Origin of the sequence: Burkholderia sp. Leaf177 (assembly GCF_001424345.1) — a bacterium.
Taxonomy (GTDB): Bacteria; Pseudomonadota; Gammaproteobacteria; order Burkholderiales; family Burkholderiaceae; genus Caballeronia.
On the sequence record NZ_LMPF01000001.1, the window covers coordinates 56017 to 70797 of the forward strand.

Genomic DNA, 14781 nt, shown 5'->3' on the forward strand with positions numbered 1-14781 from the left:
CGTGGTTACTTATAGTGAGGGCTGGATGGCACCGCTGAGCCAGCTTCCGCGGATCCTGAGATGACGGACGCGGCCGCAGGTGCAACGGCTTTTTCAAGGCTATAGCCTAACCCGCGAACGGTTATGATTCGCGCCCCGCCGGGCTCGATTTTTTTTCTTAGCCGATGGACATAGACCTCGATCGCGTTATTGCTGACTTCTTCGCCCCACTCGCAAAGGTGGTTGACGAGCTGTTCCTTCGACACCAGCCGGCCAACCCGCTGCAGCAGCACTTCGAGCACGCCGAGTTCGCGCGCCGATAACTCGATGACCTGGTCGTTGATGAATGCAATGCGCCCGACTTGATCGAACGAAAGCGCGCCGTGTTTGACAACCGTCGGGCCGCCTCCCGCGCCGCGCCGGGTAAGGGCGCGCACGCGGGCTTCGAGTTCGTTGAGCGCGAACGGCTTGGCCATGTAGTCGTCGGCGCCGAGGTCGAGGCCCTTGACACGTTCGTCCACGCTGTCGGCGGCTGTCAGGATGAGCACGGGCATCTGTGAATTGCGGGCGCGCAGGCGCCGCAAGACTTCGAGGCCGGACATCATCGGCAGGCCCAGATCGAGAATCAGCAGGTCGAAAGTTTGCAGCGAAAGTGCAGTGTCCGCTTCCACGCCGTGCTTGACGTGATCCACTGCATACCCCGATTGGCGGAGTGATCGAACCAGACCGTCCGCGAGTATGCTGTCGTCTTCGGCAATGAGTATTCGCATCGTAGTGTGCGCAAAAGGCATTGCCGGCACCGCAATTCGCCCGGCGCGGCGGTCTCCAGGTGTTGTGGTGCGCTTGCATGGACGGCGTGGCGTTATAACTACGCGCGCCGATCCCACTTGCAAAAACACCTGTTTTTTTATACAGTGTCTGAAGCAGTGCACCCAGTGGAGCAAAAGTCCGCGGGCATGCGCCAGATGCCGTTCATCATAGCAAAGGACGATTCATGGAAGATAGCAAGAAAGGCCCGGGCGGGATGTCTGCGGAAAAGAGCAAGGCGCTGGCCGCTGCGCTGTCGCAGATCGAAAAGCAATTCGGCAAGGGGTCGATCATGCGACTCGGCGCCGGCGAAGTCATTGAAGACATTCAAGTGGTGTCTACTGGTTCGCTCGGACTGGATATTGCACTGGGCGTTGGCGGCTTGCCGCGCGGACGCGTTGTTGAAGTCTACGGTCCGGAATCGTCGGGCAAGACCACGCTGACGTTGCAGGTTATCGCTGAAATGCAAAAGCTCGGCGGCACGGCGGCGTTCATCGACGCGGAACATGCGCTCGACATTGCGTATGCGCAAAAGCTCGGCGTGAATCCTTCGGATTTGCTGATCTCGCAGCCGGATACGGGCGAGCAGGCGCTGGAAATCGCGGATGCGCTGGTGCGCTCGGGTTCCATCGACATGATCGTGATCGACTCGGTCGCGGCGCTGGTGCCGAAGGCTGAAATCGAAGGCGAAATGGGCGATTCGTTGCCTGGTTTGCAAGCGCGTTTGATGTCGCAGGCGCTGCGCAAGCTGACCGGCACGATCAAGCGTACGAACTGCCTGGTGATTTTCATCAACCAGATCCGCATGAAGATCGGCGTGATGTTCGGCAATCCGGAAACCACCACGGGTGGTAACGCGCTGAAGTTCTACGCGTCGGTGCGTCTGGATATCCGCCGTATCGGTTCGATCAAGAAGAACGACGAAGTGATCGGCAACGAAACGCGCGTGAAGGTGGTGAAGAACAAGGTTGCGCCGCCGTTCCGCGAAGCCATTTTCGACATCCTTTACGGCGAAGGCATTTCGCGTCAGGGCGAAATCATCGACTTGGGCGTGCAAGCCAAGCTGGTGGACAAGGCTGGCGCCTGGTACAGCTACAACGGCGAACGGATTGGTCAGGGCAAGGACAACGCACGTGAATTCCTGCGTGAGAATCCGGAAATGGCGCGTGAGATCGAGAACAGGATTCGCGAGTCGCTGGGTGTCAATGCAATGGCCGAGTCCTTGCCAGGCGTTGCCGAAGTAGCTGATGAAGAATGAGTAGTAGGCGGTAGAAAAGATGCTGCGCAAGAACCGATTCGGATCAAAGGCCGGTCGCGACGCAAGTCGTGACTCGGAGAAAGACGCAAAGGAAGATCCGGATGATTCGAATTCTTCAGGCGATGACGCCGAAAGCGTCAGCGCTGAAGAAGGGGTTGATCGCTACGAACGAAGTAGCGATCGATACCGCGCAGCGTCAAACGAACGCGCTGGTGCGGAGGGATCTGCACCGGCGCGTCGTTCATTTGGGAATAGCTTTAGCAAGAGCAGTGGCGCCGCTGGTGATAAACCCAGCAGCGGGTTCAAGGGCAGCAGCTTTTCAAACAAAGGCGGCGGCAGCAGTTTTGGCAGAAAAAGCAGCTTTGGTAAAAGCGGAGGCGGAAGCGGTTCGAGCCTTTCGACTGGAACGTCGAAAGCGGAGGCCATTGCGGCAAGCGTTACCGCGGACGAGAACGCAGCGCCGGACGAGGTTGAACCCGTGTACGAACGGTCAAGCGATCGTGCGTTTCCGAAGAAGCGCAGTTCGTTTGGCGGCGGAGGTCTAGGAAAGTCTTCCGCCAAGGTATCAGCCACCGAGCCGGATAACGTCTACGAGCGCTCCAGCGATAAAAAATTCGGACGCGGCAGTTCAAGCGGGCGCAAATCCTCAATGGGCGGAAAAGCAGCCTCAAAGCCAGTAGACGGTGAAGACGTTTTCGAACGATCGACCGAGCGCGCAACAAGCCGCAGAAGCGCGTTCGCGAAGAAACCGACCGAAGGCAAATCGGCAACCGGTGCCGCAGATCTAGCCAGACAGCAGGCCGAAGCAAACGCCGCAGACGCAACCGATCGATTGAAGCTCGCGCGCGCCTTGCTTGATCAAGCGGTTGTTCAAACGCAAGCGGCATCTGCAAAAACCGTTGCTACAGGTTCCAACTCAGTGGCCATCACGGGAGAGTTCGAACCGGCGGATCCCTTCGAGCCGTTCGAACAATGCGTTCCCGCAATCGGCAGCGCGCCAAACACAGAAACCCCAAACACAGAAACCCCAAACACAGAAACCCCAAACACAGAAACCCCAAACACAGAAACCCCGAACGCGGCCACTGAATCCGTCTATTCCCGCGGAACAACGGGCCGGGGCAAACCGCCAGCAGCTGGTGAATCCAAAAGCAAACGCCCACAACTTTCCCTACGCGGCCGGGCACTCGGCTATCTATCGCGCCGCGAACACAGCCGCGCCGAGTTATCTCGCAAACTTACGCCGCATCTAACCGAAACCGATTCGATCGAAACGCTACTCGACGCCCTCGAACGCGAAGGCTGGCTTTCAAACGAGCGTTTCGTGGAAAGCGTGGTTCACCGGCGTGGCGCGAAACTCGGCACCAGCCGGATCGTGAACGAGCTAAAACGCAATGGCATCGACGAAACTCTGATCCAGGACGCAAATGCGGCGCTGAAAGACACCGAGCTCACCCGCGCCCGCGACGTCTGGAATAAAAAATACGGCGGATTACCAACCACGCCAGCCGACCGCGCCAAACAAGCCCGTTTCCTCGCCACGCGCGGTTTCTCCAGTGGCGTGATCATGAAAGTCCTGAAAGCCAGCAACGACGATTTCAGCATCGAATAAGCTCCGAATGCAGCAAAACCAGTACGAATTAGCCCTAATTCAGCAGTAATCGGCCTTGCGGCAACTCGGCCCGGCTCAAAATGCTCAGTATGGTAAAATCCGTATGTTTTCCCATTCGGCCTTTCTCCGCACATGCCGCTTTCTCCGCCTGTTTCCCGTCAGTTGCGCCATCGCCGCGCGATTCGAATGGAAGCGTTTGAGCGTGATGACGGTTTGTGGGATATCGAAGCCTGCCTAACTGATGAAAAGCCGCGCGACGTCAAACTCGCGACGGGCGTCCGGCCTCGAGGCCTGCCGATCCATGAACTCTGGCTGCGCATCACTATCGACCGCACGTTCGCTATCGTCGGAGCCGAAGCCGCTTCCGATTGGGCGCCGTATGGCCGGTTGTGTTCAGCATCGAACCCGGCATATCGCGCGCTCATCGGCCTCAATCTCGTACAAAATTTCCGTCGCGAATCCAGCCGTTTGCTGGCCGGAACGACCGGTTGCACCCATCTCACCGAACTCTGCGCCGTGCTTCCCACCGCCGCCATCCAGGCTTTCGCCGGCGAAGTGTGGAACACTGAAAAAGGCGCTGCGCCCGGAGAGTCATCGGACAACGCGGCCGCAAACAGTCAGGCATCAACTTCAGACAAACCGCCTTTCCAACTCGGCCGTTGCAACGCATTGCGTTTCGACGGCGAGGCTGTCCGGCAACACTATCCACGGTGGTTCGATCACGCGCCCAGAAGCGCGGGCGAGCGTGTCGTGGGGAATGCCAGCCCGAAGGACAGTGGACAAGACCGGGAGCGCACTTGAGCCAGCTCAGCGAATCCAGCGTGAGCAGGTTCACCAGAACTGGCCGACCACGAAATACCAGCAAAATCAGCAGAATCAGCGATATCAGCAGAAGCAGCATGAATCCGGCGACGTTGATCACCGCTGCCGGATACATTGCTCGGCGTAAATCTTCGTATCCAACCATTCGAAGTTCAATCCAACTCTCAGACTGAAGGAATCACGCATGAAGATTCACGAGTACCAGGGAAAGGAAATCCTGCGGAAGTTCGGCGTCGCGGTCCCGCGCGGCAAGCCCGTGTTCTCGGTGGACGATGCGGTCAAGGCCGCTGAAGAGCTGGGCGGCCCGGTATGGGTCGTCAAGGCTCAGATTCACGCTGGCGGTCGCGGTAAGGGCGGCGGCGTGAAGGTTGCAAAGACGCTGGACCAGGTTCGCGAATATTCGAACCAGATCCTCGGCATGCAACTCGTCACGCACCAGACCGGCCCTGAAGGCCAGAAGGTGAACCGCCTGTTGATCGAAGAAGGCGCGGACATCAAGAAGGAACTGTACGTGGGCCTCGTGCTCGACCGCATCACGCAAAAAGTCGTGGTGATGGCATCGAGCGAAGGCGGCATGGACATTGAAGAAGTCGCGGAAAAGACGCCGGAACTGCTGCACAAGTTCGCCGTCGAGCCGTCGACGGGTCTGCAGGACAAGGACGCCGACGACCTCTCGCGCAAGATCGGCATCCCCGATGCATCCATCCCGCAAGCACGCGCGATCCTGCAAGGCCTGTACAAGGCATTCTGGGAAACGGACGCATCGCTGGCCGAAATCAACCCGCTGATCGTCACTGGCGACGGCAAGGTTATCGCGCTCGACGCCAAGTTCAACTTCGACGCCAACGCGCTGTTCCGTCATCCGGACATCGTGGCGTATCGCGATATCGACGAAGAAGATCCGGCTGAAGTGGAAGCATCGAAGTTCGATCTGGCCTACATCTCGCTCGATGGCAACATCGGCTGCCTGGTGAACGGCGCCGGTCTGGCAATGGCGACCATGGACACCATCAAGCTGTTCGGCGGCGAGCCGGCCAACTTCCTCGACGTGGGCGGCGGCGCCACGACCGAAAAGGTCACGGAAGCCTTCAAGATCATGTTGAAGAACCCGGGCCTGAAGGCGATCCTCGTGAACATTTTCGGCGGCATCATGCGCTGCGACGTGATTGCGGAAGGCGTGATCGCGGCGTCGAAGGCTGTGTCGCTGAAGGTTCCTCTGGTCGTGCGCATGAAGGGCACGAACGAAGATCTCGGCAAGAAGATGCTGGCGGATTCGGGCTTGCCGATCATCGCGGCCGACAGCATGGAAGAAGCTGCGCAGAAGGTCGTCGCGGCAGCCGAGGGCAAGTAAGCGCCAGATTCAATCCGGCAATTACGAGCGTTCCACCAGACACGAAAGGCGGCGCTTTTTCGCCTCGCCGCGCCTTGAAACAAGGTGCGCAGGTGAAAAGCGACGTCGACGAACAGAGGTCACACCATGTCGATTCTGATCAACAAAGACACCAAGGTTATTACCCAGGGCATCACCGGTAAGACCGGCCAGTTCCACACCCGCGCTTGCCGCGAGTACGCGAACGGCCGTGAGGCGTACGTCGCGGGCGTGAACCCCAAGCGCGCCGGCGAAGACTTCGAAGGCATCCCAATCTACGCGAGCGTCGCGGAAGCGAAGGCTGAAACGGGTGCAACCGTTTCGGTGATCTACGTGCCGCCGGCAGGCGCCGCTGCTGCAATCTGGGAAGCGGTCGAAGCCGATCTGGATCTCGCCATCTGCATCACGGAAGGCATTCCCGTGCGCGACATGCTCGAGATCAAGGACCGTATGCGTCGCGAAAATCGCAAGACGCTGCTGCTCGGACCGAACTGCCCGGGCACGATCACGCCGGACGAACTGAAGATCGGCATCATGCCGGGTCATATTCACCGCAAGGGCCGTATTGGCGTGGTGTCGCGTTCGGGCACGCTTACGTACGAAGCAGTGGGCCAGTTGACGGCTATTGGCCTTGGCCAGTCGTCGGCGGTTGGTATTGGCGGCGACCCGATCAACGGTCTGAAGCACATCGACGTCATGAAGATGTTCAACGACGATCCCGACACGGACGCCGTGATCATGATCGGCGAGATCGGTGGCCCGGACGAAGCGAACGCGGCTTACTGGATCAAGGACAACATGAAGAAGCCGGTGGTCGGCTTCATCGCGGGCGTCACGGCTCCGGCCGGCAAGCGCATGGGTCACGCAGGCGCGCTGATTTCGGGCGGTGCGGATACGGCCGATGCCAAGCTGGAAATCATGGAAGCATGCGGTATCACCGTCACGAAGAACCCGTCGGAAATGGCGCGTTTGTTGAAGGCGATGCTGTAACAAAGGCTTCATCGACAGAAAACGCAGCGGTTTGATATGCTTATGTAAGCCTTGCGTAACGCGTCGGTACTAAAAGCGGGGGAGCTGATGCTTCCCCGCTTTTTTATTGGGCGTGCTTTCTGTCGTCGTTCACTGGTTTTTCCATGCTCGAATTTTTCGCCACGCTCCATTGGGGCGCTGTTTTACAGATCATCGTCATCGACATTTTGCTCGGCGGCGACAACGCGGTCGTCATCGCGCTCGCCGTGCGCAATCTGCCCGACCAACAACGCACGCGCGGCGTGCTGTTCGGTACGCTCGGGGCAATCATCCTGCGTGTCGTGCTGATCGCCTTTGCGGTCGTGCTGCTCGATATCCCATTCCTCAAGTTCGTCGGCGGGCTGTTGCTGTTGTGGATCGGCGTGAAATTGATGATGCCCGATCACAGCGACCCGAACGTGAAACCCGCGGATCAGCTTTGGACCGCGATCAAGACCATTATTGTCGCCGATGCCGTCATGAGCCTTGACAACGTGATCGCGGTCGCGGGCGCGGCGGAAGCCGCCGATCCGCAGCATCGGTTGACGCTGGTGATCTTCGGCTTGCTCGTGAGCATTCCGTTGATCGTGTGGGGCAGCACGCTGGTGCTCAAGTTGATCGATAAATTCCCGATCGTCATCGCGCTTGGCGCCGGATTGCTCGGGTGGATCGCGGGCGGTTTGATCATCGGTGATCCGTTCATCGACCGATGGCCGGCGTTGAACGTACCGAGCGCCGAATTTGCCGCGCATGTCGCGGGCGCTGTGTTCGTGCTTGCCATTGGCTGGTTCTTCCGCAAGCGTGTGCAAGCCGCGGAGTCGAAGGCGGCGCACTGATTGGCGGCAAGCGTTAGCCATTTGGCTGACTGCCGGGGCATTGCCGGGCTCAATAAGATCGAAGCGTCTGAGTTGCATCACGCAACCAGGCGCTTCGTCTTTTTGGGAGTTGAGCGATGACAGTAGCGGTGTGCGGGTTCAAAAGCATCAGGGAAGGCAAATCGTGGTTCCGGCGAGCGTTGGCACGGCAAAGGAAAAAGCGGTCGAGGCTGGGTTTTACGCTGATCGAGTTGATGATCGTGCTGGCAATCGTGGGCGTGGTTGCTGCGTACGCGATCCCGGCTTATCAGGACTATCTGGCGCGTAGCAGGGTGGGAGAGGGATTGTCGCTGGCGTCATCGGCGCGTTTGGCCGTGGCCGAAAACGCCGCGAGCGGTTCGGATCTAGGTGGCGGATACGCATCGCCGCCGGGAACGCGCAATGTGGAGTCCATTCACGTCGATGACGACAACGGCCAGATCACCATCGCGTATTCCACGCGCGTGGCGCCCGCGGGCGAGAACACCATCGTGCTCGTGCCATCGTCTCCTGACAATGCCGACGCACCCACGGGGCGGACAGTGCTGACGAAGGGTTCGGTTCAGGCTGGATCGATTACGTGGGAATGTTTCGCGGCGACCAAATCGGCGTCATCGCTGCCGGCGCCGGGCGCCGGTCCGCTGCCATCTGAAGCACCAACGTTGGCGCCGAATCTCGCACCGCCGGAGTGCCGCGCGTAAGTTGGCGACACGGGTTCTACGACGCTTGAAAGGCCGATCGCAAGCACACGTAACCGCTGCAGTAACGCATTGGGCGAGCACGCGAATTGCGGTTGGCTTTTTTTGTTTTGCCGAAAGCGCCACGAATTTCTAACGATTCACGGCGATTTCGGCGCATTTCATGCATGGTGCCGCACAGCATGAGTAATTTTTTGTATAGTGCGCCGGTTGCCGACGTTCCCGACCCCTCATGCCTTCAAACATCGCGCGCTACCTTACTCTTGCCGTCCTCTGTCTGGCGCTGACGATTCCGTACGCGGTCGTCAACCACACGTATCCCATTCCAACGTTCTACGCCGAGTACAGCGCGCTCGGACTGTTCTTGGCGCTTGGTGCTGCCATGGCGCTGGTCGTGCGTTTGTCGGAGCCTCGTGTGGCGTTCGCGACACCGCTCATTGCGTTGATGCCGCTCGTGCTCGGGTTGTTGCTCGTAGTGCAGACGGTTGTGCTGCCAGTCGCGCAACCATCGATGAACTGGCTGGGCGGCGGATATTTGCTGGCATCGTTTATTGCCGTGCATACAGGGTATGGGTTCGTGCGCGCCGGAATGGCCGAGAGAGCGTTGCGCTGGGGCGCGGCGGCGTTGATCGTGGGCGGTCTCTTTGCCGTGTTCTGCCAGGTCGCGCAGCTCTTTCACGTGGAATCGAAGTTTTCGCCGTTCGTAGTGGCGTACAACGTGAGCGTCGAGCGCCGGCCGTTCGGCAATATGGCGCAGGCGAATCACCTTGCTACGTACATCGCATTCGCGACGGCTGGCGCGTTGTATCTGGTGCAGACGCGACGTCTGCCGGTGATCGCGTGGTTTGTGCTTTCCGCGATATTTTCTGCGGGCCTGGCGTTGACCGTATCGCGTGGACCGTGGTTGCAGATGGGCGTGATCGTGGTCGCCGGCTTGTGGATGGCGTTGATCCAGGGCCGCTCGACCGCCGCCGATGACCCCGATGCGCTCGCGAGCGGCGCTGCTCGAAGCAAGGTGCGCGCGTGGTTGATTCCGGTCGTGCTGCTCGTGCTGTTTTTTGCGGTGAACGCCGCGATTCGATGGGCGAACGTGCGATATCAGCTCGAGCTCGGGCAGTCAGCAGCGGAGCGCATGCAGGACGCGAACCAGATCGCGCCGCGCCTTGCACTGTGGAAATACGGCTGGACCATGTTCCTGACGCATCCGCTATTGGGCGTGGGCTGGGGCGAATTCCCGCTGCATCAGTTCGAGTTTGTGCGCGAGCTTGGCGGCGTGGAGATTGCGAATAACTCACACGATATTTTCATCGATTTGCTTGCGAAAACCGGCCTGCTTGGTTTGGCTATCGTGTTGTTCGGCGTGATTGGCTGGCTGGTGCGCGTGCTGCGCGCGCCGCATACGCCGGCGCGGATTTTTGCGCTCGCGCTGCTCGGCGTTTTGACGATGCACGCGATTGTCGAGTATCCGCAGCAGTACATGTTTTATCTGATGCCCGCGATGCTGATTTTCGGCTTGCTGGAAACGCGGTCGTTGCGGTTGGTATCGCGCTCGTTTTCTTACGGGCTTTACGCGGTGCTGGTGGTGCTCGGGCTGCTTTCCCTTTATCCGGTTCTGCGCGATTACAACCGCGCCGAAGTGCTGTATTACGGCGCGCGCCCGGCTGAACAATACGCGGCGGATCCGTCGTTCCTGTTTCGCGCTTGGGGCGAATATGGCGCGGCGACGTTGTTGCCCATGAACGGCCAGGACCTTGCCAGCAAGCTCGATATGCACCGTCAGGCCATCGCGTTGTTGCCGGGCGAAACCGTGTTGCGCCGATACGCGGTGCTGCAGGCGCTCGCCGGCCAGAATCAAGACGCGCTCGATACCATGGCGCGGCTGAAGATCTTCGCAACTGAGCTGCACGACTGGCCAGCGCAACTTGCGGCAGTGTTCAAATCAGTCGATGAGCAGGGCAAGCCGCTTGCAGCATTTAAGGCGGAGCTGGTGAAGCTGTATGGTCAGCCGGCGGCGCCAGCGGATGCGGATGACAGCGACGATGATGGGGATGATTGAATTCCCTCACGCGTAGAAAACGAAGGCCGTTCCAGCGCAAGCTGGAACAGCCTTCGTCATTTTCGACGTGTCGTATGAGCGTGTTAATCCTTCGCCACCCAATCCCCCGATTTCCCCCCGTGCTTTTCCATCACGCGAACGTCATTGATCGTCATTCCCCGATCCACCGCTTTGCACATGTCATAAACCGTCAACAGCCCGACCTGCACCGCAGTCAACGCTTCCATCTCCACGCCAGTCCTTCCCACCGTCTCCACGCGCACTTCGCAATGCACGCCGGGCAATTTCTCATCGATGGAAAAATCCACCGCCACGCGCGTCAGCGCCAGCGGATGGCATAGCGGGATCAGATCCGACGTGCGCTTCGCGCCCTGAATTGCCGCGATCCGCGCGACGCCCAGCACGTCGCCCTTCTTGGCTTTGCCATCGCGGATCAGCGCTAGAGTGGCGGGCAGCATCGCGATGGAACCGCGTGCAACGGCGATCCGCCGCGTTTCGCTTTTGTCGCCGACATCGACCATGTGGGCTTCGCCAGAAGCATCGAAATGTGTAAGTCCGGACATGAATTCTCCTTGCAGCGGGCGCTCATGATACCAGCGGCGCAGGACGGCCCAACGGGTGGTCCACGCGCGCTCACGCTGCTACGATAAGCCTTTCCAGCAAATCGTGATCGCCGCCCCGGCCAACCGTGCAGCAAAGTTTGCCATGCGTCCAAACCGCCTGATCGCCGCCATGTTGTGCCTGACCGTGAGTCTTCCTCAAGGCGCGTTCGCACAATCGGCGACGCAAGCAGCAGTACAAACGGCAACGCAAACCCCAACGCAAAAATCACCACCGTCCAACGACTCGCTGACCACGCCAACCGCGACCATCGATGCCAACGTATTCGGCCTTTACGGCGGCGCGGCTGCGCGCTTCGCTAATCGTCCGGGGGAAAAAGCGGGCCTTCAGGCGTCGATGAACACGCTGCAACTTCCCGATCTCGGCGATGGTTCCGGCGGCGCGCTCACCCCGCAAGCCGAGCGCCGTCTCGGCGAGCGCCTGATGCGCGACCTGCGCCGCGACCCGGATTACCTCGATGACTGGCTCATCCGCGATTACCTCAATTCCATCGCGGCGCGTTTGTCGGCGGCTGCGGCGACGCAGTACATCGGCGGATATCTACCGGACTTCGAGCTTTTTCCCGTGCGCGACCCGCAGATCAATGCGTTCTCCATGCCGGGCGGTTTTATCGGCGTGAACACGGGATTGATCGCGACGAGCCAGACGGAGTCGGAACTGGCATCGGTGGTCGGGCACGAGATGGGGCACGTGCTGCAACGGCACATCGCGCGGATGATGGGTTCGAGCGAACGCAGCGGCTACGCGGCGCTCGCCGCCATGCTCTTTGGCGTACTCGCCGGCGTGGTTGCGCGCAGCGGCGATCTGGGCATGGGCATCGCGATGGGCGGGCAGGCGTTCGCGCTCGACAACCAGTTGCGCTTTTCGCGCTCGGCGGAACACGAGGCGGATCGCGTCGGCTTTCAGATGCTGAGCGCGGCCGGCTACGATCCGTACGCGATGGTCTCGTTTTTCGCGCGGCTCGACCGCACCGCGATGGGCGATAACGGCGTGCCGCCGTATCTGCGCACGCATCCGCTGACGGGCGAGCGCATGGCCGACATGGAGGATCGTGCGCGCCGCGTGCCGTATCGGCAGCCGCGGCAGGATCCGGAATACGGTTTCGTGCGGGCGCGCGCTCGCGTGTTGCAGATGAATTCGACGAGCGAATATCGCGATGTCGCCAGCCGGCTGCGCGCGGAAATCGAGGATCAGACGGCGCTGAACGTGGCCGCGAACTGGTATGGAATCGCGCTCGCAGAGACGCTCCAGCGCAACTACGATGCCGCGAATAAATCGCTGGCCGAGGCGCGCAATGTGTTCGATGCCGAGTCGCCGCAAGACGACCGTCCGGTTTCTTCGGAGCCGAAGGCGCCGGTGACTGCGAACAAACCGGTCGCGCCAAGCCTGTCAATCGATGTGGCTTCTCCCGCGAGCGCCGCGCTGGCATCGCTGAATGCCGCGCAATCGCCGAAAGCCGTGGTGAATCTCGGCACCATCGCCGCGAAGCGTCCGCAGGATCGCAGCTCGCCGAGCCTCGATGTCCTCGCCGCGGACATCGCGCGTCTCGCGGGTCACGACAACGTAGCCATCCATCTTGCCGATACCGCCCAGGCGCGCTGGCCGGCATCGCACGCGGCTATCGAAACGCATTTGCAGGCGTTGTTGTCGGCGCGGCGTTTTACGGAAGCGCAGGCGCTGGCCCGCCGCGAAACGCGCGACGATCCCAATCAGCCGGACTGGTGGCGCTACCTGGCGCAAGCGAGCGCGGGCGCGAACGACGCGATGGCGCAGCATCGTGCAATGGCGGAAAAGCTGGCGCTGGATGGCGCGTGGCCATCGGCGATCCGGCAATTGCAGGCCGCGCGCGATCTGAAAAACGCGGGTTTTTATGATTTATCGACGATATCCGCGCGCTTGCGCGACTTCGAGACGCGCTACAAGGAAGAGCGCGAGATGGAGAAGGACGATAGTTAGCCCGCGCGCGCCTTGGCAGCGGGGCTTGCGACGAAGCCAAAGCGTCCGGCGACGTCGTCGCGCGAGATCCGCTGCAACGTCAAATTCACGCCGGCAGCAAAGTGAAAAACGCCGCCATCATCGTCCAGTTCCGCATTCGATGAAAACAGGTCGAGGTCGTGATCGTGCAACGCGGCGATTCGCACAGCGTCCGAAAACAGCACGTTGCCCTGGTCATCGAGCCATGCTTCGGACGGCTCGAACGCACCGCCGGCGTGATCGGTCAGCTTGAGTGCGCCATCGGTTTCAGCCAATCGCACGATCCACGGCGTGTATCCCAATTCCACATACACGCGCTGCGGTCCGTTCTGGAAGAACCACTGGCCGGTTTCATCGGCGGCGTAGTTACGGTTGATGAAACTCAGAAGCGCATCGTGGCGAATGATGTCGCCGGGCAAATCAGCGGCTTGCGTGGCGTCGTCGCGCATGCGCCACTGGCCGCGCCGATCGAGCAGCAGCCAGCCGGTGCAATGCGGAACGTTCGGCCATTTGGCCAGCGCCTGCTTGACGATCTCATCCATGGGTGGAATCCGTAGTGTGTGCGGCGTGCTGCACGTGCATCTGTAAATAACCGAAAACCCGCTGCGACAACCAGTCGATCCGACCCGGAAACGGCCCGGTCATGAAGCCGACGTGGCCGCCGTGCATGGGTTGATCGAGCGTGACAGCGGCCGATACTTCCGCAGCCGATGGCAGCACGCGCCCGGGCAAGAACGGATCATTGCGGGCGTTCAGCACGAGCGTGGGCGCGGCGATGCGCGGCAAGAACGGCCGCGTGGTGGCGCAGGTCCAGTAGTCGTCGGTATCGCGGAAACCGTGCACGGGCGCGGTCACGGCGTTATCGAACGCGTGCATGGTGCGGGCGGCAAGCATGGCGTCGCGATCGAAAAGTCCCGGGTACTGGTCGAGCTTTGCGAGCGCCTTGCGCTTGAGCGTCTTCAGGAAACTGCGCGTGTAAACCATGCCGAATCCCTGCGATATCGCGTGGCCGCCGGCGTGGACATCGAGCGGCGCGGAGATTGCGGCGGCGGCGTCGAGAATCGCGGTCGCGTCCTGTTCCTGTTCGCAAAGCCATCGCAACAACACGTTGCCTCCCAGCGACACACCCGCCGCGACCACCGGCCCGTCGTGCTGCGCCTTCAGTCGACGCAGAACCCAGTCGATTTCGGCGCTATCGGCGAGATGGTAAAAGCGCGGCAGGAGGTTCATGGAACCGCTGCAACTGCGGAAATGCGGCACCACGCCATGCCAGCCGCGCGCTTTCGCTTCGGCCATCAGCACGCGCGCGTAGTGAGAATCTGAACTGCCTTCGAGGCCGTGGAAAAGGACGAAGAGCGGAGCTTTGGCCAGTGATTGCGTGTCATTGGCGGCGTTGTCGAGCCAGTCGAGATCGATGAAATCGCCATCCGGCGTGTTCCAGCGTTCCCTCTTGTATTCGACCATTGGCCGACGAGCGAACAACGCAGGCACGATAGTCTGGGCGTGAGCGGTCGGCAGCCATTTCGGCGCCTGGTACAGCAGATCGACTAATGGATCGACGATTACGTCGAGGGTGGAAGAGAGCGCGTCATTCTCCGGCGCCGTCGCGCGCGCCGGGCCGGGAGGAACGAGGTGAGATGAATCGCGTTTCATGGCGCGCTATCGGAGCAAAGTGCAGGCGAGTCCATTGATACTTTGGGCAATCCCCAAACCACGAATACGA

At 60.6% G+C, this 14781-nt stretch carries 13 protein-coding genes; 9 read left to right on the forward strand and 4 right to left on the reverse strand.

The window, feature by feature from the left end; all coding sequences use genetic code 11:
* Positions 1–5: 5 nt before the first annotated feature.
* Positions 6–749, reverse strand: a complete 744-nt coding sequence (locus ASG35_RS00265) for a response regulator (RefSeq protein ID WP_056352792.1) — start codon at positions 747–749, stop codon at positions 6–8.
* 224 nt (positions 750–973) lie between these two features.
* Here ASG35_RS00265 and recA point away from each other — a divergent pair, with 224 nt between their 5' ends.
* The 8 genes from recA (at position 974) to ASG35_RS00305 (ending at position 10463) form a co-directional block, all read left to right on the forward strand.
* Positions 974–2044 carry a recombinase RecA gene (recA, locus tag ASG35_RS00270; RefSeq protein WP_056351437.1) on the forward strand — a complete coding sequence of 357 codons (1071 nt, stop codon included), beginning with the start codon at positions 974–976 and terminating at the stop codon, positions 2042–2044.
* 19 nt (positions 2045–2063) lie between these two features.
* Entirely contained in the window at positions 2064–3656 is a 1593-nt protein-coding gene (recX, locus tag ASG35_RS32025) for a recombination regulator RecX (protein ID WP_056351440.1), read from the forward strand.
* A 132-nt stretch (positions 3657–3788) separates the two neighbouring features.
* Complete coding sequence (locus ASG35_RS00280) at positions 3789–4457, forward strand: DUF2889 domain-containing protein (protein ID WP_056351441.1); 669 nt, start codon at positions 3789–3791, stop codon at positions 4455–4457.
* A gap of 190 nt (positions 4458–4647) precedes the next feature.
* The gene (gene sucC, locus ASG35_RS00285) at positions 4648–5829 is read left to right on the forward strand and encodes an ADP-forming succinate--CoA ligase subunit beta (RefSeq protein ID WP_327019634.1); all 1182 of its coding nucleotides are present in this window, start codon (positions 4648–4650) and stop codon (positions 5827–5829) included.
* A 126-nt stretch (positions 5830–5955) separates the two neighbouring features.
* Positions 5956–6837 carry a succinate--CoA ligase subunit alpha gene (sucD, locus tag ASG35_RS00290; RefSeq protein ID WP_031359567.1) on the forward strand — a complete coding sequence of 294 codons (882 nt, stop codon included), beginning with the start codon at positions 5956–5958 and terminating at the stop codon, positions 6835–6837.
* A 143-nt stretch (positions 6838–6980) separates the two neighbouring features.
* Positions 6981–7691, forward strand: coding sequence for a TerC family protein (locus ASG35_RS00295; protein WP_056351443.1), 711 nt, complete (start codon positions 6981–6983; stop codon positions 7689–7691).
* Positions 7692–7807: 116 nt separating this feature from the next.
* The gene (locus tag ASG35_RS00300; protein WP_082508168.1) at positions 7808–8410 is read left to right on the forward strand and encodes a pilin; all 603 of its coding nucleotides are present in this window, start codon (positions 7808–7810) and stop codon (positions 8408–8410) included.
* A 229-nt stretch (positions 8411–8639) separates the two neighbouring features.
* The gene (locus ASG35_RS00305) at positions 8640–10463 is read left to right on the forward strand and encodes a PglL family O-oligosaccharyltransferase (protein WP_056351444.1); all 1824 of its coding nucleotides are present in this window, start codon (positions 8640–8642) and stop codon (positions 10461–10463) included.
* A gap of 83 nt (positions 10464–10546) precedes the next feature.
* Here ASG35_RS00305 and moaC read toward each other — a convergent pair whose 3' ends face one another.
* The gene (gene moaC / locus ASG35_RS00310) at positions 10547–11026 is read right to left on the reverse strand and encodes a cyclic pyranopterin monophosphate synthase MoaC (RefSeq protein ID WP_056351447.1); all 480 of its coding nucleotides are present in this window, start codon (positions 11024–11026) and stop codon (positions 10547–10549) included.
* 142 nt (positions 11027–11168) lie between these two features.
* On the opposite strand from moaC, the gene ASG35_RS00315 reads away from it, so the two are divergent.
* The gene (locus ASG35_RS00315; RefSeq protein WP_056352797.1) at positions 11169–13040 is read left to right on the forward strand and encodes a M48 family metalloprotease; all 1872 of its coding nucleotides are present in this window, start codon (positions 11169–11171) and stop codon (positions 13038–13040) included.
* Here the strand turns inward: ASG35_RS00315 and ASG35_RS00320 are convergent.
* Together ASG35_RS00320 and ASG35_RS00325 are read right to left on the reverse strand one after the other, a co-directional pair.
* Entirely contained in the window at positions 13037–13600 is a 564-nt protein-coding gene (locus ASG35_RS00320) for a DUF2946 family protein (protein WP_056351450.1), read from the reverse strand. The genes ASG35_RS00315 and ASG35_RS00320 overlap by 4 nt on opposite strands.
* Positions 13593–14711 carry a hydrolase gene (locus tag ASG35_RS00325; protein ID WP_082508169.1) on the reverse strand — a complete coding sequence of 373 codons (1119 nt, stop codon included), beginning with the start codon at positions 14709–14711 and terminating at the stop codon, positions 13593–13595. Before ASG35_RS00325 ends, ASG35_RS00320 begins: the two co-directional genes overlap by 8 nt.
* Positions 14712–14781: the final 70 nt, after the last annotated feature.